The 26285-nt window shown below is 69.9% G+C and carries 18 protein-coding genes and 1 riboswitch; of the genes, 12 read left to right on the top strand and 6 right to left on the bottom strand.

The annotated features are described in order from the left end of the window. Positions 1-810 precede the first annotated feature (810 nt). The gene (locus IU450_RS26370; protein ID WP_195152427.1) at positions 811-1398 is read right to left on the bottom strand and encodes a TetR/AcrR family transcriptional regulator; all 588 of its coding nucleotides are present in this window, start codon (positions 1396-1398) and stop codon (positions 811-813) included. 158 nt (positions 1399-1556) lie between these two features. Here IU450_RS26370 and IU450_RS26365 point away from each other — a divergent pair, with 158 nt between their 5' ends. The 7 genes from IU450_RS26365 (at position 1557) to IU450_RS26335 (ending at position 14798) form a co-directional block, all read left to right on the top strand. Beyond that, a complete protein-coding gene (locus IU450_RS26365) occupies positions 1557-2483 on the top strand; it encodes a ParB/RepB/Spo0J family partition protein (protein WP_195152426.1) in 927 nt (308 codons plus the stop codon). 54 nt (positions 2484-2537) lie between these two features. Next, a complete protein-coding gene (locus tag IU450_RS26360) occupies positions 2538-4754 on the top strand; it encodes an MMPL family transporter (RefSeq protein WP_195152425.1) in 2217 nt (738 codons plus the stop codon). A gap of 15 nt (positions 4755-4769) precedes the next feature. Continuing rightward, on the top strand, positions 4770-5915 hold the full coding sequence (locus IU450_RS26355) for an LLM class flavin-dependent oxidoreductase (RefSeq protein ID WP_195152424.1): 1146 nt from the start codon (positions 4770-4772) through the stop codon (positions 5913-5915). Positions 5916-6043: 128 nt separating this feature from the next. Then, complete coding sequence (locus IU450_RS26350; RefSeq protein WP_195152423.1) at positions 6044-12325, top strand: type I polyketide synthase; 6282 nt, start codon at positions 6044-6046, stop codon at positions 12323-12325. Between the two features lie 11 nt (positions 12326-12336). Next, on the top strand, positions 12337-13299 hold the full coding sequence (locus IU450_RS26345; protein ID WP_195152422.1) for an AvrD family protein: 963 nt from the start codon (positions 12337-12339) through the stop codon (positions 13297-13299). A 35-nt stretch (positions 13300-13334) separates the two neighbouring features. Further along, positions 13335-14111, top strand: a complete 777-nt coding sequence (locus tag IU450_RS26340; RefSeq protein WP_195152421.1) for an ATP-binding protein — start codon at positions 13335-13337, stop codon at positions 14109-14111. Positions 14112-14120: 9 nt separating this feature from the next. Next, entirely contained in the window at positions 14121-14798 is a 678-nt protein-coding gene (locus tag IU450_RS26335; RefSeq protein WP_195152420.1) for a class I SAM-dependent methyltransferase, read from the top strand. 106 nt (positions 14799-14904) lie between these two features. On the opposite strand, the gene IU450_RS26330 is transcribed toward IU450_RS26335, so the two are convergent. Beyond that, the gene (locus IU450_RS26330; RefSeq protein WP_195152419.1) at positions 14905-17454 is read right to left on the bottom strand and encodes an AAA family ATPase; all 2550 of its coding nucleotides are present in this window, start codon (positions 17452-17454) and stop codon (positions 14905-14907) included. Between the two features lie 125 nt (positions 17455-17579). Between IU450_RS26330 and IU450_RS26325 the strand changes: the two genes are divergently transcribed. After that, on the top strand, positions 17580-18782 hold the full coding sequence (locus IU450_RS26325; protein ID WP_195152418.1) for a styrene monooxygenase/indole monooxygenase family protein: 1203 nt from the start codon (positions 17580-17582) through the stop codon (positions 18780-18782). Positions 18783-18800: 18 nt separating this feature from the next. Here the strand turns inward: IU450_RS26325 and IU450_RS26320 are convergent, their stop codons facing one another. After that, positions 18801-20045 (bottom strand): cytochrome P450, encoded by a 1245-nt coding sequence (locus tag IU450_RS26320; RefSeq protein ID WP_195152417.1) that lies wholly within the window; start codon positions 20043-20045, stop codon positions 18801-18803. A 495-nt stretch (positions 20046-20540) separates the two neighbouring features. Here IU450_RS26320 and IU450_RS26315 point away from each other — a divergent pair, with 495 nt between their 5' ends. The 4 genes from IU450_RS26315 (at position 20541) to IU450_RS26300 (ending at position 23839) form a co-directional block, all read left to right on the top strand. Beyond that, positions 20541-20936 carry a hypothetical protein gene (locus IU450_RS26315; RefSeq protein WP_195152416.1) on the top strand — a complete coding sequence of 132 codons (396 nt, stop codon included), beginning with the start codon at positions 20541-20543 and terminating at the stop codon, positions 20934-20936. A gap of 61 nt (positions 20937-20997) precedes the next feature. Continuing rightward, a riboswitch (TPP riboswitch) is annotated at positions 20998-21113 on the top strand. Continuing rightward, entirely contained in the window at positions 21109-22476 is a 1368-nt protein-coding gene (locus IU450_RS26310) for a purine-cytosine permease family protein (protein ID WP_195152415.1), read from the top strand. (Overlaps the previous riboswitch by 5 nt.) 21 nt (positions 22477-22497) lie before the next feature. Further along, on the top strand, positions 22498-23331 hold the full coding sequence (locus tag IU450_RS26305) for a DUF72 domain-containing protein (protein WP_195152414.1): 834 nt from the start codon (positions 22498-22500) through the stop codon (positions 23329-23331). Between the two features lie 19 nt (positions 23332-23350). Continuing rightward, on the top strand, positions 23351-23839 hold the full coding sequence (locus tag IU450_RS26300; protein ID WP_324197829.1) for an LOG family protein: 489 nt from the start codon (positions 23351-23353) through the stop codon (positions 23837-23839). Between the two features lie 100 nt (positions 23840-23939). On the opposite strand, the gene IU450_RS26295 is transcribed toward IU450_RS26300, so the two are convergent. Genes IU450_RS26295 through IU450_RS26285 form a run of 3 tightly spaced genes read right to left on the bottom strand, consistent with a single transcriptional unit; the run spans position 23940 to position 26266 of the window. After that, the gene (locus IU450_RS26295) at positions 23940-24263 is read right to left on the bottom strand and encodes a CopG family transcriptional regulator (RefSeq protein ID WP_195152412.1); all 324 of its coding nucleotides are present in this window, start codon (positions 24261-24263) and stop codon (positions 23940-23942) included. Beyond that, entirely contained in the window at positions 24256-24534 is a 279-nt protein-coding gene (locus IU450_RS26290; protein ID WP_195152411.1) for a hypothetical protein, read from the bottom strand. The genes IU450_RS26295 and IU450_RS26290 overlap by 8 nt, the downstream gene beginning before the upstream one ends. Positions 24535-24568: 34 nt before the next feature. Next, a complete protein-coding gene (locus IU450_RS26285) occupies positions 24569-26266 on the bottom strand; it encodes a DUF4153 domain-containing protein (protein WP_195152410.1) in 1698 nt (565 codons plus the stop codon). Positions 26267-26285 lie beyond the last annotated feature (19 nt).

The following is a 26285-nucleotide window of genomic DNA, read 5'->3' as shown; positions in this document are numbered from 1 at the left end:
CCCACCGCAGGCAACGTAAGCTCCTGCAACGGCACCACACCCGCGAACGGCGGCGACACCGCCCGCAACCGCCGCGGCAACTCCGGCGACACCGGCAACAACCCCGCCACCCGCGACTCCCCACCGCCGGCGCCCGTATCACCGGCACTGCCACCCGAAGACGCGGCCGCCAAGACCTCCGGCGCCTGCGGGGCCCCCGCACTCACCGGGGACTGCACCCCCGAACCAGTCACCACCACACCAGCAACAACCAAAGCCGAGACCGTTATCGGAGCAGATACACGCATTCGGCCACACCCAATCCTCGACGTCGTCCGCGTCTCGGGACGGATGAACCGCACGGGACAACGGAGTCCTTCTTGCCTGGCCGCGTCCACGACCCCGGCCCACACCGCTAGCGATGCGAACCTGCGATAACAAACGGTACACAACACCGAGTACATCGCGGGTGGGATCCTGGAAATTCACACTAACTTAAGACTGAGCGCGGCCACTTTCAATCCAGAGTACCGGCCCACCCCACCGCACGCCCGTGTCCGTTTCCGCTCCTCCTGCCACGGACAACGATCCGCGAAGACGTTGGCGCACTTCGCATGCCAGCCGGCGTGGCACATTGCGAGCAATCTCTTGGCGAATCAGAGCAGGGGCAGTCTCCCCGGTTCTTCTCGTGGCGAGCCGCGTCGGATACCGGCGGGTCCTCCGCTGCCGCGATCATCAGCATCATGTCGGCGATCGAGAGCTTCCGCCAGCGGTACTTCACGAAAGATGTTCGGGCGGAACTACTTTTCAGTAGGGCAGTGCCGCCTGGATCTACCCATCCTCGTCCTCGGGCGACTCGCCGGCGATCGGTTCGGTGAGATTGGCGGTCAGCATGCGCACGGCGGCCACGCGCAGATCCGGGCGGGGACGACGGGAGGTCAGCTCCGCCAAGCAGATCTCGCCGACCATGGCGACCTTCAGCCGGGAGGCGGCATCGGGATCGGGCCACCCGGCGGCGACCATGTCCGGCCGCCCCACGGCGATGAACAGCTCGTGGCGGCGGCGGATCTCCTCGCGCAGGTCCGGATCGGTGCGCGCCTGGACCATGAACGCCTCGGTGCCGCGGGCGTCGAGGCAGGCGTCCAGGAATGCGTCGAGACTGGGGCCGATTCGTTCGATGCCCGGTGGGATCCCGTCCAGTGCCGCGGCCACCGACTGCGACAGCGCGTCGAAGAAGCGGCGGTGCAGCGCGATGACGTAGCTGCGGCGGTTGACGAAGTGGTGGTAGAAGGTGCCCTTGGCCATCCCGGCTTCCTCGACCACCGCGTTGATCGAAAGCCGGTGCAGCCCCTCGCGTTCCGCCACCACGGTGCCCGCGATGAGCAGCGCCGTGCGACCGGGGTCGGCAATGACTGTCATGCTTTCGAATTCTCCCCACTCTTTCTGGAAAGCCTAGTGCGGGGCACCGGCCGCACCTACGCTGTGACCGATCGGTCGGTCGTAGCCTAGCCGGGTTCCGGGTGGACCATCGGGTCATCGAGGACCGATCTGATTCCGGGCGTCCCTGGGGGTTCGAAATGTCCGCTGAGTTTAAATTGGTGAGCGGCGATGTGGTGCCGCTGGCATCGAACGCGCACTATTCCGTATCGATCGACGAACTGCTGCCCGCGGATTCGCCGCGGTCGAACGGCGAGGACCGCCGGCATATTGCGCGGCTGGCCGAAAGCGAAACCGAGTTGCCGCCGATTCTGGTGCACCGCAGCACGATGCGGGTCATCGACGGAATGCACCGGTTGCGCGCCGCACAATGGCTCGGTCACGAGCGGATCGCGGTCGTGTTCTTCGACGGGACACAGGCCGAGGCTTTTGTGCGCGGTGTCGAACTGAATACGACGCACGGGCTTCCGTTGACGCTCTCGGACCGCAAAGCGGCGGCCGAGCGGATCATCGAGACGATGCCCCAATTGTCCGACCGCGCCATCGCGACCACCACGGGGTTGTCCGCGCGCACGGTGGCCACGCTTCGTAAACGTTCGAGTGCGGAAGTTCCGCAGTCGAACGTTCGTATCGGCGCCGACGGCAGGCGCAGGCCGATGGACCGCGCGCAACGCCGACGCCGCGTCGCCGAACTCCTGGCGGCATCGCCGGACATGCCGTTGCGCGCGCTGGCCGCCGCCGCCGAGGTGTCCATCAGCACGGCGCACGCGATCCGCAAGCGTCTGCGCGAGACGGGATCACCCGACTGCGACGGGGGCGCCGATCAGCCCGAGGGCAGTGCGCTGCTGCTGCAGCAGCTCACCCGCGACCCCGCGATGCGGCACAGCCAGCAGGGCCGCGACCTGCTGCGGTGGCTGCACACGCACTCGATGCAGCGCGAGGTGTGGACCGCGTTGGTCGCCGCGGTTCCGCCGCATTGCATTCCAGCCGTCGCCGAACTCGCCAGCCGCAACGCCAAGGAGTGGCGCGCACTGGCCGGCTACATCGATTCCGGTTCCGCCGACTAGCACCGAGCCACCGTCGCATTCGCACGGCCGGAGTTCGAGAAAAGGTCACTCATCATGCTCGTTGGTCTCGCACGCCTGGCAACCCGGCGCCCTCGATCGATCCTCTACGGTGCGCTGCTCGTCGGGTTCGTCTGCGTCGCGCTGGGCTGGTCGGCGCCCGCCCATCTGAAGTCCGGCGGCTACATCCCGTCCGACACCGAATCCGCCGGGGTCGCCGCGTTGCTCAACCGCGACTTCCCCGCCGCGGCGCCGAACCTCGTGCTGCTGGTCACGGCGCCGGACGGACTCGACAGTCCCGCGGCGCGCGCGGCGGGCGAGCGCCTGACCGCGGAGCTGCGCGGACGGGGCGAGATCGACGCGGTCCAGTCCTACTGGGAGCTTCCGCCGGATCTGCGGCAGGCCCTGCGCGGCAACGACGGCCGCTCCGGTCTGGTCCTGGCGCACGTCACCGGGGACGACACCGACGCGCCCAAGCGGGCGGGGGCGATCGCCGAACAGGTGAGCGGCGAGTTCGGCGGCGTCACCGTGCGGGCGGGCGGCCAGGCGGTGGCCTTCGACGAGATGAGCCATCGAATCGTCACCGACCTGCTGATCACCGAGGCGATCGCGGTGCCGTTGACGGGCCTGGCGTTGATCCTGGTCTTCGGCAGCGTGACGGCCGCGCTGATCCCGTTGGCCGTCGGCGTGTTCAACATCTTCGCGACGCTGCCGATCCTGCGGCTGCTCACCGAGGTGGGTGACGTGTCGATCTTCGCGCTGAACATGATGAGCGCACTGGGTTTCGCGGTCGCGATCGATTCGAGCCTGTTCATGGTCAGCAGATTTCGGGAAGAACTGGCCGGGGGCAGCGACACCGCCGCCGCGGTCTTGCGCACGGCGCAGACCGCGGGGCGCACCGTCCTGTTCTCCGGTGTGGTCATCGCGCTGTCGCTGTCCACACTGCTGGTCTTCCCACTGTATTTCCTCCGTTCGCTGGCCTATGCGGGACTGGCCGTGCTCGGGGCGGCGGTGTTCACCACGCTGCTGCTGGTGCCTGCGGCGCTCGCACTGCTGGGCCCCCGGGTGGACGCGTTCGACCTGCGAGTTCCGCTGCGCCGCAGGTTGCGCCTGCCGCCGCCGCGGCCGGTGGAGGTCACCGAGACGCGGTGGTACCGGACGGTGCGGCTGGTCATGCGCCGCCCGGTTCCTGCCGCGCTGGCGGTGATCGCGCTGCTGCTGGTGCTGGGTTCACCGTTCCTGTCCATCCGCTTCGGAGCCGCCGACGACCGGGTCATCAGCGGGGCGTCCAGCCACGAGGTCGGCGACGCGTTGCGCACCGACTTCCGGGAGAACGCCATGGCCGGTGTTCTCGTGGCCGTGCCCGGATACCGGGGCGGTGACGCCGAGATAGCCGCCTACGCCGAGCGATTGTCGCGAATCGACGGTGTCACGTCGGTGCTGTCCGCGGCGGGCGTCTACATCGGCGGGCTGCGAGTCGCCGCCGCGCCACCCGGCATGCGCAACGACGCGGGCACGTATCTGCGCATCGGCACCCGGCTCGACCCGTACTCCGCTGCCGCGATCGACCAACTCGACCAGGTGCGCGCGGTTCCGGCGCCCGGCCGGGCACTGCTCGGCGGCGCGGCCGCGGAGAGTGTCGACGCGCTCGACGCGCTCGCGGCCAAAGTCCCCCTGGCCGTTGTCGTGATCGCGCTGTCGACCTTGATAGTGCTGTTCTTCTTCACCGGCAGCGTGCTGCTTCCGGTCAAAGCGCTGCTGCTCAACACGCTTTCGCTGGCGGCGACCTTCGGCGCCATGGTCTGGGTCTTCCAGGAGGGGCACCTGTCCGGCCTGCTCGGCTTCACCCCGACCGGCTACCTCGTGCCGACCATGCCGATCCTGATGTTCTGCATCGCCTTCGGCGTCTCGATGGACTACGAGGTGTTCCTGTTGTCCCGCATTCGCGAGGAGTGGCTCGCCTCCGGCGACAACACCCGCGCCGTGGCCACCGGCGTCGCCCGCACCGCACGCATCTTCACCGCGGCCGCCTGCCTGATGGCGATCGCCTTCGCGGGCATGGTGACCTCGCATGTGTCGTTCATCCAACTGTTCGGCCTCGGCCTGACCTTGGCCGTGCTCACCGACGCGACGTTGATCCGCGGCGTCCTCGCGCCCGCGTTGATGCGGTTGCTCGGCTCGGCCAACTGGTGGGCGCCCCGCCGGCTCGCCCGCCTGCACGAACGCATCGAAATCCCCGAGACCAGCGCCGCTCTCGAACCCGTACCCAAATAGCCCGATAGGAACAACATGGCGAAATTCCGCACAGGCGTGATGGATTCCGGTGTCTATACCCGGTTCGCGCCGGACCTGCAATTTCGCGGCAGCCGCTCGGTGGCGATGGCCGGCGGAGCGGATTCGCTCTGGGTGACCGACCATCTGCCCTCGATCCTGCCCGCCTCGATCTGGACACCCCGCCACGTCGGCATCACCCGGCTGGCGCCGCACGCGGACGGCATCTACGAACCGTGGACCGCGCTGGGCTATCTGGCCGCACAGAACCGCTTGGCCCGGCTGCGGCTCGGCGTCGGCGTCACCGACGCGGGCCGCCGCAATCCGGCGGTGACCGCGCAGGCCGCGGCCACCCTGCACCAGTTGAGCAGGGGCCGGGCCATTCTCGGCATCGGCACCGGCATCCGGGACAACAACGAGCCCTACGGTGTGGACTGGACCGCCCCGGTCGGACGGTTCGAGGAGGCGCTGGCGACGATCAGAGCGCTGTGGGATTCCCACGGCAGCCTCGTGACCAGGGACTCACCGCACTTCCCGCTGCGCAACGCGGTCTTCGACGTGCCGCCCTATCGGGGCACCCGCCCGGAGATCTGGGTGGCCGCGGGCGGGCCACGCATGCTGCGGGCCGCCGGCCGATACGCCGACGTGTGGTTCCCGGGCTTCGCGCAGCGCCCGCACGAGTACCGCCACCGGCTCGAGCAGGTCCGCGCCGCGGCCTCGGACGCGGGCCGTGACCCCATGGCGGTCGCGCCCGCCGCCGTGTTCAGCGTGCTCACCGCGGCGCGGACCGCCGAGGTGGACGCTCTCGTGGACAGTGTGGGCGCGCGAGCGCTGACCCTGTGCGCGCCCGGGGAGATGTGGACCAGGCACGGTGCGACCCACCCGCTGGGCGAGGACTTCACCGGCCTGCAGGACTACCTGCCGCAGACACTCGACGAGCGCACCGTGCTGGACTACATCGAGAAGGTCCCGGCATCGCTGGTGCGGGAATTCTGTTTGACCGGAACACCGGACGAGATCGTCGAGCAGGTCGCGGACTGGCGCGACCACGGTTTGCGCTACGCCGTCCTCATGAATCTCAGCGCAATTCATCCACGCATCGCGCGTGGGATGTTCTCGAACGCGCCACTGGTGGCGACTTTGCGGAAATTGAAAAGACTCTGACGCAAGACAATTGACGGCTCGGTGACAGCGCAATAGCATTGCCATTCGAGCGAAGAAGCTCGTCAGATATTTGTGCTGCTGCGGTCGGGGGGCTCAGCATGGTCCCGCATTTCAGGCCAGGAGAAACAATGGTCGACATTGCAATAGTGGGTATCGGCTGCCGTTTTCCAGGCGGTGTATTCGACCCGAAGAGTTACTGGAATTTCCTGCTCGACAAAGGCGACGGGATCGTCGAAATCCCGCCGGACCGTTGGAGTATCGAGAAGTACTACGACCCGGATCCGGACGCGCCGGGGCGTATGTACACCCGGCGCGGCGGCTTTCTCACCCAGCCGCTCTGGGATTTCGACGCCGACTTCTTCGGCATCGCCCAGAAAGAGGCCGCCATCCTCGACCCCCAGCAGCGGCTGCTGCTGGAGGTGACGTGGGAGGCGCTCGACGACGCCGGCATGGCCGGCCGGGTCTCCGGCCACCGCGTCGGCGTCTATGTCGGCGGGTTCATCCTGGACAACGTGCTCGGACGCAGCGGTCCGCTGGTGCGCTCGGCGATCACCAACCACACCGCGATGAGTGCCTCGCACACGTTGCTGTCCAACCGCATCTCGTATCTGCTGGACCTGCACGGGCCCAGCCTCACCGTCGACACCGCATGCTCGTCCTCGCTGGTGGCCACGCATCTGGCGGTACAGGCCATCGCCAACGGCGAATGCGAGATCGCGCTGGCCGGAGGGGCGAACGCGATGCTGCAGCCGGAGACGTTCATCTCGATGTGCAAAGGCCGGTTCCTGTCCTTCGACGGGCGCTGCAAGACCTTCGACGCCGCCGCCGACGGGTACGGCCGGGCCGAAGGCGCGGGCGCTGTGCTGCTCAAGCCACTGGACGTGGCGCAGCGCGACAACGACCGCGTCTACGCCGTCATCCGCGCGACGGGCGTGAACCAGGACGGCCGCACCATGGCCATCCCGGTGCCGAATCCCGTCGCGCAGGAACAGCTCGCCCGTCAGGTGCGCGACGACGCCGGTGTCGCCGCGCACGAGGTGAGCTACCTCGAGGCGCACGGCACCGGTACGGCGGTCGGCGATCCGATCGAGATGTCGGCGCTGGGTGCGGTGTACGGCGCGGTGGACGGCCGCGGCGAACCGGTGCCGGTCGGTTCGGTGAAGAACAATTTCGGGCACACCGAGGCCGCGGCCGGGGTCGCGAGCCTGATCAAGGCCGCGCTCACCCTGCACCACCGTACGGTGGCACCCCAATTCGACTTGACCACACCCAATCCGGAGATCGCCTTCGACGAGCTGCGACTACGGGTCCCGCTGCGCCCCGAGCCGCTGTCCGCGGCGCCGGGCAAGGGCGTGGTCGCGGTCAACGGCTTCGGCTACGGAGGCACCAACGCCCACGCCATCCTCGTCGAAGCGCCGGCGCGGGCCCCACGGGCCGACGACGAACGCCCGGTGCCGCGAGTGCTGCCGATCTCCGGGCGTCACGAGGCCGCGGTCCGGACGCTCGCCGGCGAACTCGCGCAAGCGCTCGACCGGCATCCCGCCGAGGCGGTGACCGCGGCTGCCTGGACCAGGCGCGCCCACCACCCCCTGCGGGCCGGTTTCGCCTACGACGACGCCGACGATCTGCGCACCCAGCTGCGGGCCTTCGCCGCGGGCGAGGGACGGGCCCCGTCCCGGATCATCGGCGACGGTGCGGTGGAGCCGGTCTTCGTCTTCAGCGGAATGGGACCGCAGTGGTGGGGCATGGGCCGCGAGTTGCTCACCACCGACAGCACGTTCGCCAAGGTCGCACGGGAGATCGACCGGGAGTTCGTGTCCATCGCGGGCTGGTCGATCCTGGCGGAGATGCTCGCCGACGAGGACGGCTCCCGGATCACGCGCACCGCGTTCGCGCAACCGGCCAACTTCCTGCTGCAGGCCGCACTGACCGCCGAACTCGCCGAGTACGGCGTGTATCCCGCCGTGGTGGTCGGGCACAGCGTCGGTGAGGTCACCGCCGCGTACGTGTCCGGCGCGCTGTCGCTGCGCGACGCGCTGACCGTCAGCTACCACCGCGCCCGGCTGCAGGCGACCACCGCGGGCACCGGCGGCATGCTGGCCCTGGGCATGTCCGAGGACCAGGCCCGCGAATTGCTCGCCCGCACCGACAGCATCTCGATCGCCGCGGTGAACAGCCCCGGCGCGGTCACCCTCGCCGGCGACAGCGCGGACCTCGAACTGCTGCGCGACACCCTGTCGGCCACCGGCACGTTCGCGCGCAGCCTGCGGGTCGAGGTGCCGTACCACAGCCATCTGATGGACCCGATCCTCGATGACCTGCGCGGCGCACTGGCCCAGCTCGCGCCGCGGGACGCGAAACTCACCACGTATTCCACCGTGACCGCCGCCGAGATCGCCGGCACCGACTGGGATGCGGACTACTGGTGCCGCAACGTGCGAGAGCCGGTCCGGTTCGCCGATGCCATCGGCGCGCTGGTCGACGCGGGTCACCGGGTCTTCCTCGAGGTGGGTCCGCACCCGGTGCTCAGCGGCAACATCCGCGAGATGTTGATCCATCGCGGAGTGATCGGCGCCGCGGTCACCACGCTGTCCCGGGATCTGCGCGACCACAACAACGTGCTGCGCGCCGTCGCGGACCTGTATGTCGCCGGTTCGCTGGACGGTTCGTCGGTGCCGGGCCGTCCGGACTCGATCGTCGAGCACCTGGATCTGCCCGCCTACCCCTGGCAGCGCAAACGGGTCTGGCACGACGAGCCGGTCACCCTGCGCGATCGCCTCGGCACGCCGCAGGGCTACGCGCTGCTGGGCGACCCCACCACGGCGGCGAACTCGGAATGGGAAGTGCAGCTGTCGATTGCACGGCTGCCCTGGTTGCGCGACCACGTCGTGGCCGGACACGTCGTGCTGCCCGGAGCGGCCTACCTCGACGCCGCGCTCAGCGCCGCCGTCGAGCGCACCGGACGCACGAGCGTCGGCCTCGAGTCGGTGGAATTCGTCGCGCCGCTGGTGATCGACGAGCACGACGTCCCGGTGCTGCGGGTGAGCGTCGAGGAGTCCACCAAACGCTTCCGCATCCACTCCCGCTCGGCCACCGCCACCACATGGACGCTCAACGCGCACGGCAGGCTCATCGAAGCCGACTTCACCGCCGCCGTTGTCGATCTCGACGCCCCGGAGCACGCCGCCGCTGTCGCGGGCGCGGAGCTCTACCGAGGCTTGGCCACGCGCGGACTGGACTATGGCCCCGCGTTCCAGCGCATCGTCTCCGCCGTCGTCGGTGCGGACGCGGTGGTCGCCTCGCTGTCATCGGTCGAGGACGCCGCCCCGGTCCGGCATCTGGCCCACCCGGCACTGGTCGACGCCGCGCTGCAGTGCGTTGCCGCGCTGGCCGCGGACTCCGACAGCGACGTGGCCATCGTGCCCGCCGCCATCGCCGGGGTGCGCTGGCTGGGCACACTGCCGGAGCGTCCGCGGGTGGTCGTGACCCGGCGCGGCGTGGATCCGCTGCGCGCCGACATCGCGATCGTCGGGGAACACGGCGAGGTCGCCATGCGGCTGCTCGGTGTCGAGTTCCGCCCGGTCAGCACGGCGGTCGATGCCGCCCACCAGCTGGAACGCGTTTTCTACCAGCCCATCTGGGAGATAGTCGAGGCGCCGGCCGGCGAGCGTCCCGCCGAGGACGAAGTGGTGGTCGCCGTCGCTGTCGGCGCCGACGCGGCCGACCGCGCCGCCGCGCTCCTGGGCGACCGGACCGGCGTCACCGTCGTGCTCGACGGCCCCGAGGACGGCGGCAACGACGAGCGTCTGCGGCTGGCGCTGCGCTCACCCGAGGGCGCCCCGCTCGCCGAACGGATCCGGGTGATCGGCGTTTTCGGTGCGGCATTCGACGGGGCCCGCAACGTCTACTGGCTCGCACGCGTGGCGCACGCCATCGAGCACCTGCTCGCCGACGCACCGCAGGTCCGTGTCCACGGCGTCGTCGTCACCGAGAACGCGCTGTGCACGCCCGCCGACACCGCCGCGCACGTGTCGCACGGCGCGCTGGTGGGTGCGCGGCGCGCCCTGCTCAACGAACAGCCCGCCGCCCGCTGGCGGCTGGTCGACGCCGGCGCGTGGGATGCGGCGGCGCTGACCGCCCTCGTCTTCACCGACGACGTGCTCGACGAGGTCGGCGTGCGCGGCGCCGACCACTGGGCGGTCCGCCTGGACCGGAACTTCGCCGCGTATCTCGACGAGCGCAACCGGGCCACGCCGCTGTCGGACCCGGACGCCTCCTTCGTCGTGGAGATTCCGAAGTCTCGGTTGCTGTCGGATCTGGCGCTGCGCGCGGCCGATCGCGTGGCGCCCGGCCCCGGTGAGGTCGAGGTCCGGATGGAGACGGCCGGGCTCAACTACAAGGACGCGATGAAGGTCATCGGCGTGCTCACCGAAAAAGAGCTCGCGGGCACCTATTTCGGCACGACGGTCGGCATGGAGGGCTCCGGTGTGGTCGTCCGCGTCGGGCCCGGCGTCACCGGCGTCGCGGTCGGCGACCGGATGATGGTGTGCGCCCGCGACATCCTGCGCAAGTACGTGACCATGCCCGTGGACGCGGGCGCGACGCTGCCGCACCGGCTGCTGCCCGGCGAGGACTACGACCCGCTCACCTGCGGGTCCGGCTTGCCCTTCCTCACCGCGGAATTCGGGCTGCGAACGCTGGCGCGGCTGCGGCCGGAGGAGACCGTGCTCGTGCACGGCGCGGCGGGCGGCATGGGCATGGCCGCGGTGCAGGTCGCGCTGGACATCGGTGCCACGGTGATCGCCACGGCGGGCACGCCCGAGCGGCGTGCGCAGGTGCGCGAACTCGGCGCGCAGTACGTGCTGAATTCGCGGTCGGCCGACTTCGTCGACGAGATCGCCGAGCTGACCGGCGGCCGCGGCGTCGACGTCGTCTACAGTTCGGCTCCCGGCGAGATCCTCCGGCAGAACTTCCGGGTCGCCGCGGAGTTCGGCCGCGTCGTCGACATCGGCAAGGCAGACATCTACACCGGCGGAGTCATCGATCTGGGTCCGTTCGACCGCAATCTCACGTTCTTCTCCGTGGACATGGATCGGGCGCTGGCCCACGACCCGGAACTGCTGCGTACGCCGATGCGGGCGAGCCAAGTGGCGTTGCGCGCGGGCACCTACCGGTATCTGCCGTACTCGGCCTACCCGGTGTCCGAGCTGGCGGCGGCGTTCGAATCGGTCGCCCGCTCCGACCAGATCGGCCGGGTCGTGCTCGATCTGCGCGAACTTCAGCCGATGGTGCGCCCGAAGCTCGCCCACCCGCGCATCGACCCGGACGGCTGCTATCTGGTGACCGGCGGATTCGGCGGCTTCGGCCTGGCCACCGCCCGCTGGCTGGTCGCCGAGGGCGCGCGCAAGCTGGTCCTGGTCGGACGCAGCGGCGCGTCCACCCCGCAGGCCCAGGCGCAGGTCGCGGCGTTCACGGCGGCGGGAGTGGCGGTGATCGAGGAACGGGTGGACATCGCCGACTACGCCGCGACGGCCGCCCTCGTGGGCCGCATCCGGTCCATCGCGCCGCTGCGCGGGATCTTCCACGCGGCGGGGGTGGTGAACAACCTGCCCATCCCGCAGATCACGCCGGAGTCGCTGGACGAGCTGTTCGCCAAAGTGCGTGGAGCGCAGCATCTGGACCGCGCGGTCGACGCGGCGGGCATCGAGCTGGACATGTTCGTGCTGTACTCCTCGATCAGCGCCCTGGGCTGCATCACACCGCAGATCGGGTATGCCGCCGCCAACGCCGCGCTGGACGCTCTGGCCGCCACCCGCCGTGCTCGCGGTGCGGCGGCGCTCGCGGTGAACTGGGGCTTCATGAGCGGCGGCGGCATGGCCGACAAGACCGAGGCACTGGTGGACTACGTGAAGTCGATCGGATTCCTGCCCATCGACATGGACCGCGCGACCGCCCTGCTGCGGGAATGCCTGGCCCTCGACACCGCTCAGGTCGCGGTGGCCGATATCGACTGGACAGTGTGGTCGCGGGTGGCGCGCCCGTCCACCGACACACGGCGTTTCCGCGAGTTGCTCGCCGACATCGGGGTCGGCGGCGACGCCGGCGGCACACTGCGCGCCGAAATCCTCACGCTGCCCACCGAACAGCGAGCCGACTTCGTCGCCCAGCGCCTGGCCGATCAGCTCGCGGTGGTGCTCGGCGTGGACACCGACACCATCAACATCGACGAGCCGGTCACCGACCTCGGCATGGACTCGCTCATGGCGATGGAGTTCGGCGCCCGCACCGAGAAGGAGCTCGACGTGAAGATCTCCGCCCTCGAACTCAGCAGGGGCCTGTCGCTGCGCGGGATCGGCGCCAAGGTGGTCAGCCAGTTCGCCGAGCCCGGCGACGCGCAGGCCGCGGCATGAAAGGAACCGACATGTCCACCGAGCTGATCGCCTACGCCGATATCGACGCCGTCCTGGGCCACCGGGACGGGCGGTTCTTCGGCGAGGGATACAAGCGGATCACCCACCGCATCTTCGACATCACCCTCGACCGCGACGCGCAGGACCGTCCGCGGCTGACGGCGACGGCCGGGGTGCACTATCCGCTGGACTGGTCGCGCAAGAGCAGCCGGGTGCTGGTCCCGCACGTGAGCAGCATCGACTGCTCGATCTTCGGCTACCGCCTGCTCGAGGTGATCCTGCGCGAGTGCTACGGGCTGACCGACAGCGAAATCCGGGCCAGCTGGGTGCCTTTCGTCCAGTTCAGCAGCGGAACCATCGCGACGGAGTCACTGGCGGAGTTCTCGATCAGCGCCACGGTCGTCGAGGTGGAGGGCAAAACGATCAGCATCACCGGAGCGCTGGGCGGCGGAATGAGCCTGGAGGCCACCGTGGCGCTGCCGGTGACACCGCCACCGTGGCGAGCCGAACGACGCATCGTGCACGAGACCGGGCGGGGATACTTCCACGGCGGGGTCTATGACCGCGGGCAGTATCTGCGCAATGTCGTCGTCTCCGACGGCAACAGCCGGGCACGCGCCGATTTCGCGCTCACCGAACCGGATCCGGCGGGCCCCTGGCACGGAGTGGCCGACGCCTACCAACCCTCCGTCACCCTGGTCGACGCGACGGTGATCCTGGCGCAGCTGTCCCAGGTCGTGCTCTACGAGCTGGACAACATCGCCCGTAAGGACAGCGAGACGCTGTGGATGCGCCGGATGACCGCCCGCGCGTCCGCTCCCCCTGCGCCGTTCACCGCCGGCACCGCGACCACGCACATGGTGCGCTCGATGGTCCTCGCTTTCGGCGGCGGCGACTGGCGCATCTCCAGCTGGGCATCGGACTTCGCGGGATGCGAGATCCGCTACGACCTCGCTCACCGACTGCCCGCCTAGCCCGCGCATCCTCGAACGCTCAGAAAGGCATTCCCATGTCGGGAAACAATTATCGACGCATCGTCATCTCCGGGACCTACTCCACCGGAAAGACCACGACTTCCACGGCGCTGTCGCTGCTGACCGGTATCCCCCGGGTGGACGCCTCCTCCGCCCGCGAGGTGGTCACCGAGCTCTACCCTGGCATGCGATTCCAGGACCTGAGCACCACCGAGCTGATGGCGCTCGGTTTCCGCAGGTTGGAGTTGCGCATCCAGGCCGAGGCGATCCTCGACGCGCAAGGCGGATTCATCGCCGACGGCTCGGTGCTCAACGAGTGGATCTACGGCACCACGCGGCTCGTCACCGGACCCAACCCCGGGTCGACCCGATGGCACAAAGCCGTCAAGAACACCATCACCCTGCCCGGCCGGCCGTTCTATCGCCGCTATCTCAACGCCTACGGCGACATGGCCCGGCAGCGGGCCCGGCAGAACTACGACATCTTCTTCCACCTTCCGGTGGAGGTGCCGATGGACCCCGACGGCCACCGTCCGGTCGACGAGCGCTACCGCGCCATCTCCGATCGGCAACTGCTGCACGCGATCAGCGAGCTCGGGCAGCCGGTGGTGACGGTGCGCGGCACGCCGCAACAGCGCCTGGAATCGATCGTCTCGATGCTCGACATCCCCACCGTGATGGACATCGACGTCGCGGTGAAGGAGGCGATGGAGATCGTGCGCAGCAGCCGTGAGCGCGTCCAGGAAACGATCATCGCCCAGCAACAGCCGAACACTCTCCGCCGCAAGATCAAGTTCGCCACCCGCGTTTAGGAGCACGCCATGACCGTCCTGCTGGACAAGACCAAGCGCTACAACCCGATCGACTCGTGGTTCTACGACAACTTCATCTCCGACGCCGTCCGGGAGATGACCCCGACCCTGTTCGACGACATCGTCGCCCAGCTCGACGACGGCGCGCAGGTGCTCGACGTCGGTTGCGGCGGTGGGCAACTCGCGGTCGGGCTGGCCACCACGGGGACGACGCTGCGGCTGACCGGCATCGACCTCTCGCCGCAACAGGTACGCCGGGCTCGCAAACGCGGTGCCGCCCTGGGCAGCCGCATCCAGTTCCGGGAGGGATCGGCGATGGACCTGCCGTTCCCCGACGCCGCCTACGACGCGGTGATCAGCTCGGGTTCGATCAAGCACTGGCCTAATCAGCGCAAGGGGCTCGCGGAGATGCTCCGGGTGCTGCGGCCCGGTGGCCTGCTGCTGGTCATCGAGGCCGACCGCGGTTGCACCTTCGAGGACGCCCGCTCCTTCGTCGACCGCTGGAAGCTGCCGCAGCCGATGGCGCGGGCCTGCCTGCCGTTCTTCCGCACCTACATCGCCGGCTACGGCATCGACCTGGAGGACGGCCGCGAACTCGTCGCCGATCTCCCCGTCACCGACGCCACGGTGCGCCGGATCGCGGGTGAGCCCGGCATTCAGATCACCGCGCGCAAACGGGACGAGTAATCACCGGTCGCCGCGGCAGGTCCGGACGGGGTGGCGTCACCGCCGAGACACCATCCCCTCCGGCTCCGGACGCATACCGGCCACCGCGGCCCAGCGTCTCGGCTACTTACGAGCGCCGGGCACGCTGCGGTTTCCGCGCCGCCTCCTCGGTCACCTCGGCCTGCCGGTCGGCGGGCACGAGGCGGCTGATGTCCTCGCGCGAGCCGATCATCAGTTTCTGCAGGATCGCCGCCATCTGGGCGTCGACGGTCTTGAACGAGCTGCCGCGCCGGGCGGCGATGGCGGTGTTGGTCCAGCCCGCCGCCGCCAGCACGGCCACGTCCTGTTCGGCCGCCGACAGATCCGGCCAGCGCGAGGGGCGGCTGCGCCGCACCGGATGCTCGAGGGGCAGTCGGTCCAGTGACAGGTTCCCCAGCGCCAGCTGCGCCACCTCGCCCAGTTCCGGGCGCAGCAGCGCGCCCTCTCGCTCCGCCTCCGCGAAGGCGGTCTCTCCCAGGACCGCTCGGGCGGCCTCGGTGGCGATGTCGGTCTCGGTGGCGAACGGGCCGAGATTGGCGATGTCCACGCCGATCCGGTCCCGCAGTGTGGCGCCGCCGCCGGTGAGCCGCGCGATGTCGCGCGCCCAACCCGTCACGGCATCGGAGCGCTCGCCGTTCGCGTCGCGGATCAGGCGCGCCAGCGTCCAGGCGCGGATGTGGACGGCCCACACCACTCCCCACTGATCCCGCATCGCGAGCTGCGTCGTCAGCGACGTCCGCACCACGACCGCCGCTTCGCTCGGGTCGCCGTGTTTGGTCAGCGCGATCGCCCAGACCAGGCCCGCCCAGGACGCCGCCCACCGCGCCCCGGAGCGCTCCGCGTGGTCCAGATGCCGCCGGGCGATCTCCAGCGCTTGCGCGGGCGTGCCGAGCAACGCCCCGGCCAGCGCCTCGAACAGCTCGGCCATCGCGGCGGGGCCGTGTTCTCCGTCCATGGCGAATCTCGCCCTGGCGCGGGCCAGGACCGCGATCGCGCGCACGTCGCGGTGCACCAGCATGAGCTCGGCGCCCCTGGCGTATTCGACCGGAGCGGGCAGATCGAGGTCGAGGTCGGGCTGCTCACGCCACCTCGACCGGGCCGCGGCGTCCGGTACGCACAGCGCGACGCACTCGTCGAGCATCCGCTCGGCGTCGTGGTGCATGCCCTGGCACAGGCTGATCCAGGCGATCAGCGACATCGCCGTGAGCTGCAACGGCACCGGCTGGGTGCCGAGGTCCCGGCCGGCGGCCAGCGTGCGCTCGGCCCACCGGCGCGGTTCGCGCAGCGAGCCGGTGAAGAACGGGCTGCGCAGCGCGATCAGCCCGACCGCGATCTCCAACCCGACCGCGGCCTCCTCGGGCGTGGCGAGGCTGCCCGCCATGGCGCACAGCAGGTTGTCCCACGCCGCCCGCGCCCAATCCAGCAGCTCCTGCTCGGCCGGGCCGAACCATCCGGCTCGAGCGGCGACGACTTTGTCGCGGTAGTAGCGACGGTGCCTGCGCTCCAGCCGTGCGCGTTCGCCGTCGTGTTCGCCCAGGCGCTGCTGGGCGAACACACGGAAGCTCTCCAGCAGCGAGTAGCGCACCGTGGTCGGGGTCAGGTGGACCGATACCAGCGATTGGTCCGCCAGTCGCTCCAGCAGGCCTTCGATCTCGGCGCGAGCCAGGCCGTCCGGACCGCCAGGGTCGTCGTCGGCGCAGACCGCCTCGATCGCCTCCAGCTCCGCGCCGACGTCCAGCGCTTCCGCGCTCTCGTGGTCGACGTCGTACCCGGCCGCGAACACCGACAGGCGGTCGAACAGCAGCCGCTCCTTGTCCCGGCACAAGTCGTACGACCAGGCGATGACGTCGCGAATGCCCTGGTGGCGCGTGTCGGCGCCGACCCGGGGGCCGGGCGACCAGCGCAGCCGCCGGTCGCTCGCCTCACCGCTGAGGTCGCGCAGGATCATCGGCAGCGGCTGACGCACCAACCGTGCGGCGGCCAGCCGGATGTAGAGCGGATGGTTGTGCACGTGCCGGCAGATCGCCGCGGCCACCTCGGCCTCGGCCTCGGCGATGGTGTGCCCGGTCAGGCCCGCTCGGGCCCGGAACAGGGTCAGCGCCTGCTGTCCGGACAGCGCGGGCACCGGCACCAATTGCTCGTCGACCCATCCGATCGCCTCCCGGCTGGTGGCCAGCACGGTCAGCCCGGGCGCGGCGTCGAGCAGGTCGGCGATCACCCGGCCCGCACCGTCCAGCACGTGCTCACAGTTGTCCATCACCAGGATCGTCTGCAGCGTGCGCCCGACCGCGTCACGGCGGCGCAGGGTGTCCAGCACCGCCTCCCACGCCGACCTTCCGGAGAAGTCGGCGTCGATCAAGGAGCGAGCGACCTGTTCCTCGACCGCCGCCGCGTCGGCGCCTCTGGACAGCAGTGCCAGGCGCACCCAGTGCACGGGCACGCGCCGGGCCTTGTGGAACCGGTGCACGGCTTCGGCCGCCAGCCGGGTCTTGCCGATACCGCCCGCGCCGATCAGCGTGACCAGGCGACTACCCCCCAGCAGCGCCATCCCGATCTTCTCCAGCTCACGTTCGCGCCCCACGAAATCGCTGGCGGCCGCGGGCGGCAGCCCCGGGCCCGACGCACGTCCTACCGACACAACAGGGCAGCGTAGTCGGATCACGATCCGAAGGCCCGCGGGTCTCTACCGATGCGCCGAACCCACCTATGCGCGGACTATTTCGCTATCGCGGCAATCGATCTCACGACCGAAAGGACACCACGGTGGGACAGATACTGGTACTCGGCGCGGGCGAATGCGGATTACCCCTCGCCCATCGCCTGCTGCGCGGCGGCCGTCCCGTCACGCTGGTGACCGATCGCGACGCCGAGGCGGTCCTCGCGGGCACAGTGACCAGCACCCAGGTCAAGTTCCCGGCGACGCTGGACCTGGAAGCCGACCTCGGCCTCGGTTTCTGGCGCTCGACCGCGCCGAACATCGAGGGCATCCGGTTCACCATGGTCGTCGATCGTGCGCCGGTGGTCACCTGGACCGGGCGATTGACCCGCCCCGCGCAGAGCGTGGATCAGCGGACGGTGTTCGCGCGCTGGCTCGCCGAGTACCTGGCCGAGGGCGGTGACCTGCGCATCGCGACGCCGTCGGTACCGGAACTCGATCGCATCGCCGCGGGCTACGAGTTGACCGTGGTGACCCGTGCCGGGCGCGAGCTCGCCGAATGCTTCGAGCCCGATCCGGCGTGGCCGGTGCCCGCCGGGCCCCTGCGGCGGCTCGCCGTGCTGTACCTGGACGGTGTCGAGCCGGACCCGGAACGCCTCGGCTCCTACACCGCGATGCCCGAGCACGGTGAAGTGATCTCCTATCCCGGCCTGACCGGGCGGCCGGGGCAGGAGCGCCGCTGCGAGATGCTTCTTTTCGAGGCGCGGCCGGGTGGCGCGCTGGACGTGTTCGACCAGCACGGCACACCCGCGCAACGCTGGTCGCAGGCCAGACGACTGCTCGAGGCGCACTTGCCCGCCGCGATCGCCGACCGGTACCGGCACGCCGAACCGACCGATGCCGGGGCGACGCTGGTTGGCGCGGTGACTCCGGCCATGCGCAGGCCGGTGGGCATGCTGCCGTCGGGCAGGCCGGTGCTGGGCGGCGGCGACGTCCTCTGCCGGATGGACCCGGGCGGCGCACAAGGCGCCAACAACGCCGTGCACTGCGCGATCCGCTACGGCGAAGCGATCCTGCACGCTCCGGACGGTCCCTACGACAGTGCCTGGATGGAATGGGCGGCCGCCCCCTGGCTCGCGGCCGTCGCGCACCCGGCCGCGCGGTGGACGGCGACGGTGCTCGATCCGCCCCCCGCGATGCAGGAGATGATGCTGGCCGCCCAGCACGACGCGACACTGGCCGACGCCTTTGCCGACACCTTCGCGCGACCGGCCAACCTGGCTCGGTTCGCCGCGAGCGTGCCGTCTTGACCGATCCCCGCCCGAGTTTCAGGGCTGCCAGGGCGGCGTTGGGGGGAACACCACCGGGAGTTCGGCCAGGGCTCGGTGGAAAGGCCCCGGCCGCCAGCTCAATTCGTGGATCGGCACGGCAGGCCGCAACTCCGGCAACGCGTCCAGCAACTGGTCGACCGCGTCCTGAGCGATCAGATATGCCGGGCTGCGGGCGGGGCAAGCGTGCGGTCCGGCGCCCCAAGCCAGATGCGAACGGTTGCCGCTGTGGTTGTTTCCGCTGATCGCCGGATCGTTGTTGCAGGCCGCGAAGCTGATGACGACCGGCTGGTGGGCGGGCAACCACACATGGTCGATCAGGATCGGCTGACGCGGATAAGTGACCGAGAAGTTGGCCATCGGCGGGTCGGTGAACAACACCTCGTCCAGCGCGTCGCGGGTGGACAGGCTCCCGCCGAGGACTTCGCCGCCGAACCGATCGTCGGTGAGGATCAGCAGCAGGGTGTTGATGATCAGGTTCTGCAGCGGTTCGATGCCCGCGCCGTAGAGCACGACGAGCTGGTGGATCATCTCCGCGTCGTCCAAGCCGGCCGGATGCCGCAGCAGCCGGGTGGTGACGTCCTCGCCCGGCTGGGCGCGCTTGAGTTCGAGCAGCCGCAGCAGTGCGCTGCCGAGCATCCGATTGCCCTCCTCGGCGTCCACGCCGTCGAACACGGCGGCGGTCGCGGCGGCGACCTCCTGCCCGATCTCCGGCGGGCAGCCGAGCATGGCGTTGATCGCCGCGAAGGCGAGCGGAAACGCGTACTGCGAGACCAGATCCGCGCTGCCCGCCTGGCAGAAGGAATTGATCAGCGGAACCGCGATCCGCTCCACCGTGGCATGCAGGACGTGCAGGTCGACGGCGTTGATGCTCGCCGTATTGGCCTGACGGTAGCGGGCGTGTGCCTCGCCCGTGCTGCGCATGGCGTTGGGTCGCCACTCCAGCACCGGCAGCACCGGGCAATCGGCGGGGACGTTCGCCTGCCAGGTGCGCGGGTCGGCGGGAAAGTGCTCCGGATCGTGCATGATTCGCACGGCGGTGTGATAGCTGAGCACCAAAGTCGCAGGCACGCCCGGCGCCAGCTCGACCGGCGCCATCGAACCGTAGCGGGCGCGCATTTCCCGATAGGCGCGCTGCGGATCGGCCGCGAACTCCGGAGAATACAGCGCTACCCGCTCGACGGCGGTGCCGATGGGCGAGCCGTGATGGTGCGCGGTCTGATCGAGGTCTCGGGGCGTGGTCAACGCGTGACTCCCACAGTAGAAGCGTCTTCGGCGAGTGCGCTCGGGCGAGCTCGACGCGCACCGTCGCAACGCCGCTGTCGTTCGATCCGTGCGGTGCACCGATGCGACGCGTCGCCCCGACCGCGAGCGGATCGACACACAGGATGGCCGGGTAGGTAGGTCACGGACATCGGTAGTAGCGGACGACCTGCGGCGATACGACCGCTCCTTGCGCGCGGCAACCGAATTCGAGACCGCGGCGCGGGCGATCCGGCACCGTCGCTCGCGTGACGGTCACCGACGGTTGATCGTCCTACGCTCGGCCGACACCGAATTCCCCGACGGCGCTGCGGTATCCGTCGCAGATCGGCGGGAACGGCATCGCCGCTCCGCCCGAGGCCGGTAGGCCACCGCGCGCTCGCAATACCGGGAACACAAGCACTTCGGCGTGCCGGGGGCTGGTGTATAACTTCCATCGGCCCGGTCGCCTCCACCGACAAGCGATAGCGAGACACGATGCACGGTTACCTGAACCAGGTGCCCCAAAGCACGACGCCCTCCGGCTATCCGACGCGCGAGCCCGAGACACGCGCGGTCGAACCGCCCCGCAGCGCGGATCTCGTCCTCAGCGCACTGCTGTGGTTGCTGCCCGCGACGCTGGCCGCCATGTCGGCGGTCCTCGCGCCGTGGTTCCTGATGGCGGGCGGGATCTGCGACTCCAAGCCGGAGTGCCGGGTCGACACCAGTGCAGGCGTCTGGATCATGGTCGGCGGCGGAATCGTCGGATTCGCCGTGGGCGCGTTGCTCTCGGGTATGGCGGCCCGGCAGGGACGGGCACTGTTCCCGGGTGCGCTGATCGGCGCCGTCCTGGTCGTGCTCGCCTGGTTCGCCGCCTCGTTCCTCATGGGCTGAGACGCTGCTCGGCTTTCACCGCCGGTCACGGGAAGTGGTGCGGGTGTACTATTCGCCGGAATCACTTCACCGCGGGAGCTCGGGCACGGCCGGGCTGAGAGGGCGCACCGCACGCTTCGCCGACCGCATGAACCTGTCCGGGTAATGCCGGCGTAGGGAGAGCGTTTCCGTCATGTCGTCGTCGACCCGCGCCGCCGCGGGGCAGGAAGCCCCGCTGACTCTCGAGCAGCCCGCACCGAAGGTGCTCTCGTTCTGGGACCAGAGCGCGTTCTGGGCCAACCTGGGCGTCAGCCTCTTCGCGTTCTCCGGTGCGTACACGGTGCTCGCACCCAACGCCGAGGGCGCCGCGCAGATCTCGATCGCGGCAGGCATTCTGGCAACCGTCCTCGGCACGGTGGTGGGCGGACTGATGCTCGGCGCGGCGGCGCTGACCGGCGCGCGTACCGGGCAACCCGCGATGGTCCTGCTGCGCGGGCTGTTCGGCGCGCGACTCAGTTATCTGCCCACGGTGCTCAACATCGCTCAATTGCTCGGCTGGGGAACTTTCGAGCTGATCGTCATCGGCGACGCGGCCGAAGAACTCTTCGGCGGCGGCCCGCATTGGCTCTACGTGGTAGCCGCCGGTGTGCTGACGACGGTTCTCACGATCTGGCCGCTCGGATCGGTCCGACTGCTGCGCAGATTCGTGACCGCCGGTGTCGTGATCGCCCTGGTCTGGTTCTATGTGCAGTTCTTCCGGGCAGGCTTGCCCGATCTGCGGGCGAACCCGGGGCCCAGCGGTGGCGGGCCGTTCGGCGTCGACTGGAACCTCTTCTGGATCGCGACCGATGCCGCCTTGGCCGTCTCGATTTCCTGGGTACCGGTCGCGGCCGACTACACCCGGCACGCCCGCAGCGGACGCTCGGCATTCGGTGCGGCCGGCGGCGCGTACGCGCTCACCCAGATCATCGCCTACGTCCTCGGTCTCTTCGCGCTGGCGCTCGCGACCGGCTCGGACGGACCGTACGCGGCGTTCCTGCAGGTGAGCCTCGGCGCGCTGTTCTTCTTCGTCTTCGTGCTGCGGGAGGCGGACCAATCCTTCGCCAATGTCTACTCCACCGCCGTGTCGATCCAGAATCTCGCACCGCGCGTCGACCGCCGTGTGCTCTCGATCGGCCTCGGCACCCTGATCACGGTGCTGGCCCTTTGGTTGGACATGGCGAACTACTTCGGATTCCTCGGGCTCATCGGCTCGGTCTTCGTGCCGCTGCTGGGGGTGCTGGTCGCCGACTTCTTCCTGCGCGCGGGCGGCGAGTGGAACACAGCGAGCGACGCTCCGGCGCGGTGGGGAATGGTCGTCGCGTGGCTGGCCGGGTTCGCGGTGTATCAACTGGTCAATCCCGGTGACGCCGGGATCTGGACCGAATTCTGGGATCGAGTCCGGCAGGCCGTGCACTTCACCGAGCAGGCGTGGATGAGCGCTTCGCTGCTGTCGTTCCTGGCGGCGCTGACGACGGCCTGGTTGGTGGGGCGGATCGCGGCGAGGACCGCATCGGCGTAGCGAATTTGCCACCATGGAGAGATGGGTCGGATCCGGATCGGCACCTCGGGATGGGTGTACCCGCCCTGGCGCGGGACGTTCTATCCGCAGGGCCTGACGCACAAGCGCGAGTTGGCTCATCTGTCGGAGCGGCTCGACAGCGTCGAGATCAACGGCTCGTTCTATTCGCTGCAGCGCCCGTCCAGCTATCTGAGGTGGGCGGAGCAGACTCCGGACGATTTCGTGTTCGCGGTGAAGGGCAGCCGGTTCATCACGCATATGAAGCGACTGCGCGACGGTGACGAGCCGCTGGCCAACTTCCTCGCCTCCGGCGTGCTGGCGCTCGGCCCCAAGCTGGGCCCCATTCTCTGGCAACTGCCGCCGACCTTCCGATTCGAGGCGGACGTGCTGGATGCCTTCTTCTCCCGGCTCCCCCGCGGCACCGAGCAGGCCGCCGAGATCGCACGGCGGCACGATCACCGCGTCGACCCCGCGTACACGAGCACAGACGCCGACCGGCCGATGCGGCACGCCCTCGAGATACGGCACGAGAGCTTCGCGACCCCGGCCTGCACCGAATTGCTCACCCGCCACAACGTGGCACTGGTCGTCGCCGACGCCGCGGGCAAATATCCACTGCTGGAGGAGGTCACCGCCGATTTCGTCTACATCCGGTTGCACGGGCACGACGAGCTCTACGTCAGCGGATACACCGACGAGGGCTTGGACATGTGGGCGGAGAAGATCCGCTCATGGGCCGGATCCGGCGACGTCTATACCTACTTCGACAACGATGCGAAGGTGATGGCGCCGCGCGATGCCATGGCGTTGCGGGAGCGCTTGGAACCGGTCATGTCACCACGGCACCCGGGTTGAAGGACGGAAAGGGGCGCCGGTGCGGCAGGTCGCGGTCTGCGGGCCGAGGGAGTGCACGGAACAGGAAGCGGAGTGGGCGCGCGCCGTCGGCGGGCTCCTGGCGCGAGCGGGGGTGACCGTGCTGTGCGGTGGCGGTACCGGCGTCATGGCCGCGGTCACCGCGGGTGCCGCCGAGGCCGGTGGGCTGGTGATCGGCGTGCGTCCGGACACCGATCGCGGCGCGGCGTGTCCCGGGTTGTCGGCGGTGCTGTTCACGAATATGGGTGAGGCGCGCAATGCGATCCTCGTCGAGTCGGCGGACGCGGTGATCGTCATCGGCGGCTCGTGGGGCACGCTGTCGGAGGTCGCGCTCGCCCGGCGGCGCGGCGGGATTCCGGTTGTCTCCCTCGGCGGTTGGGAGATTCGCGACGCGAACGGGCATCCGCTGACGGCGACGGTGATCGCGGCCGACCCGGTCGAGGCGGTGCGCCGGGCACTCGACGGTGCTGCGCAGCCCGATCCGACCTGAGGCCACCGGTCGGCACGCACCACCAGCGGCGTCTGCGCCGCGTATCCGGTCCGATCGCCGTCGACCTCCGGATTTCCGTGCCGCCCGTCGCGGCAGCAGACTAGGCGGACTGACGCAGTGGATGCAGGGCGGCCAGCGCCCGCAGGGCATCGGCGCGCGAAATGGGCTGGTCGTTCTCCAACGCGGCGAGTTCCAGTTCGATCCAGTCCCGGATGAGCGCCGACATGGTCACATTGCGCTGCTCGGCGGCCTTCTTCACCCGCTGGTGCAGGTCGAGCGGGATGCGCAGGGACGTGGTGACGGTGACCGTGTCCTCGGCGCGCAGCGGCGGGGGCAGCTCGGCCGGGTCCACGGGCGCGTCGGTGTATTCGAGACCGGACAGGAAGTCCTGGACGTCCTTCGGATTCGTCGGATAGTCAGTCATCGGCGTGCTCCCAACGCTCGAGTTCGGCCACCTGAGCCTCGGTCATCTCGACCGCGCCCAGAATGTCCCACTGCCAGCCTTCGGTGCGGCGGACAGCGACGATGAGTGGCCGGCCTGTCTCCGTCCGGCCCCACACCGTCAGGACCGCGAGCTCGTTCCGGCCACGCGCCTGCCGAGGCCATCGGCGGGCGCCCGTGAGCACCTGCAGCACTTCGCGAGGATCGATCCCCACCAGCGACAACAGTGCCCACTCAGGCCAGTTATAACCCACGATCAGCGATAATACAAGTGTATTGCACGGGAGCTCATCGCGCTCTCGCCCGCGAGAGATTCCAGCTCTGCCAGGTGTCCTCGTCGAGGTCGGCGCGCAGCCGGGCGTGCACGTCGGCGCGCAGGGGTTCGGGAAGCCGATCGATCGCGGGCAGGATGTCGGGCGAAAGAGTGAGCAGGTACTCGGTGTCCAGCGATTTGCCCTGTTGCCAGCGATCGATGTTCTCGTCGGCGATCAATCGCTCCGGGTCGAGGACGGCGAGGACGAGCAGCGTGGCCATCGCCGTGCCGAGCACGGCGCGCGGCAACCACGCCCGGTGTAGCCGCACAACTGCGATCAGGACCAGGACATAGACCAGGCCCAGCCACAGTTCGCAGGCTTCCACCAGTAGACGCAGTACCGTGAAGCCGTAGGCCTGCTGGTAGGTCCACATCCGGCCGAGGGCCGAGGCGACGATGACGAGAGCGAGCAGGCTCACCGCCGTGAGCAACCCGCGCAGCCACCACCGGTCGGCGGCGGTGTCCTGGGCAGCCCAGCGCAGCACGATCAGCAGCACCGCGAGGGTCAGGACGGTGACCGCCGAGAGCTGCCAGAACCCGGTGCGGGCGTATTCGGCGTAGGTCAGACCCGACGTGTCCTGGACATAGTCGTCGCCGCCGAAGAGCGCGACGAATTGCGTCGCGACGAACGCCGCGAAGAGGATCGCGAGCGCACCGACCGGCAGCGCCCATTCCGTCCGGCGCAAAGTCCGCCCGCCCGCTACCGCGGCGGCGGGCGGCGGCGGGCCCGCGAGCACGTACATCGCGCCGAGCGCGCCGAGCGCCACCACCACGAACAGGACGACCCACCGCACCATCGACGGCATCTCCACGTCCGGGGTCACGGTCTCCAGCAGTGCGGCGAACATCGCGTCGGCGCTGCCGAGCAGCGGAACGAACACCGCGAGCAGCGCGAGGGTCACCGCCACCGACAGTCCGAGACGCAACCCGGGTGTGGGCTTGCCGGCGCGCGCCCGCACGGCGCCTGCGTACGCCCACGGCACAGCTGCCACCGCCTCCAGCCCGACCGCGAGGGTGTCGTAGAGGATGCCGTTCGCCGACCGGCGTCCGACCACCGCGAGCGAACCGGCGACGCATGCCGCCAGCACGCACAGCGCGAAAAGCCAACCCGCGGCGCGGACGGCCCCGACCGCGAGCAGAGCGAGCGCGACGGTTGCCCACCACAAGCGGCCCGCGTTCCACACGTAGCCGACCACCGCCGGCCGTTCGGGCGCCGGTTTCGCGTCCTCGGAAGCTTCTGTCGTCGTATCGGTCACGTTTTCGCGTGCATTGCGGTCGACGAGAAAGACCGCCGAAGCGGCGATCGCGGCGGCGAGGACCCAGCCGATGCCGGGCCGGTCCCAGTGGATCAGGATCGCCGCCGCGAGTCCGGAGACGAGCGCGGCGAGCACGACGCCCGGCGGGCAGGCGACACGGTGCCACTTCGGCCGCGCGATCACGGGCACGCCCGAGGGCCGCGTGCCCGGCTTGTCGTCCCGGGCGGGCGAATCCCCAGCGGCGGTGCCCGCTGCCTCCTGCTCACGGCCCGCCGACGCGTCCGGTACCGGAGCAGCGGGCGCAGCGGGCCTTTCACTGGAATCGGTTGTCGATCGCGTGGTTTCAGCGCTCGAGGCAGGCGGTGCGGGCACAGCCGACGGCTCGGCCGCCGGGGCGGATTCGGGTTCTGGAGGCATGGTCGGTCCCTTCGATAGG

This window comes from Nocardia abscessus (assembly GCF_015477775.1).
GTDB classification, from domain to species: Bacteria; Actinomycetota; Actinomycetes; order Mycobacteriales; family Mycobacteriaceae; genus Nocardia; species Nocardia abscessus_A.
The sequence above is the reverse complement of the archived record's forward strand: the minus strand, read 5'-3'. Positions and strand labels throughout refer to the sequence as shown.

Coding starts and splice junctions, on each gene's coding strand:
- IU450_RS26350 (WP_195152423.1), top strand. CDS start 6,044: ATGGTCGACATTGCAATAGTGGGTATCGGCTGCCGTTTTCCAGGCGGT.
- IU450_RS26335 (WP_195152420.1), top strand. CDS start 14,121: ATGACCGTCCTGCTGGACAAGACCAAGCGCTACAACCCGATCGACTCG.
- IU450_RS26305 (WP_195152414.1), top strand. CDS start 22,498: ATGGGTCGGATCCGGATCGGCACCTCGGGATGGGTGTACCCGCCCTGG.
- IU450_RS26295 (WP_195152412.1), bottom strand. CDS start 24,263: ATGACTGACTATCCGACGAATCCGAAGGACGTCCAGGACTTCCTGTCC.
- IU450_RS26370 (WP_195152427.1), bottom strand. CDS start 1,398: ATGACAGTCATTGCCGACCCCGGTCGCACGGCGCTGCTCATCGCGGGC.
- IU450_RS26360 (WP_195152425.1), top strand. CDS start 2,538: ATGCTCGTTGGTCTCGCACGCCTGGCAACCCGGCGCCCTCGATCGATC.
- IU450_RS26365 (WP_195152426.1), top strand. CDS start 1,557: ATGTCCGCTGAGTTTAAATTGGTGAGCGGCGATGTGGTGCCGCTGGCA.
- IU450_RS26310 (WP_195152415.1), top strand. CDS start 21,109: ATGTCGTCGTCGACCCGCGCCGCCGCGGGGCAGGAAGCCCCGCTGACT.
- IU450_RS26355 (WP_195152424.1), top strand. CDS start 4,770: ATGGCGAAATTCCGCACAGGCGTGATGGATTCCGGTGTCTATACCCGG.
- IU450_RS26315 (WP_195152416.1), top strand. CDS start 20,541: ATGCACGGTTACCTGAACCAGGTGCCCCAAAGCACGACGCCCTCCGGC.
- IU450_RS26345 (WP_195152422.1), top strand. CDS start 12,337: ATGTCCACCGAGCTGATCGCCTACGCCGATATCGACGCCGTCCTGGGC.
- IU450_RS26285 (WP_195152410.1), bottom strand. CDS start 26,266: ATGCCTCCAGAACCCGAATCCGCCCCGGCGGCCGAGCCGTCGGCTGTG.
- IU450_RS26340 (WP_195152421.1), top strand. CDS start 13,335: ATGTCGGGAAACAATTATCGACGCATCGTCATCTCCGGGACCTACTCC.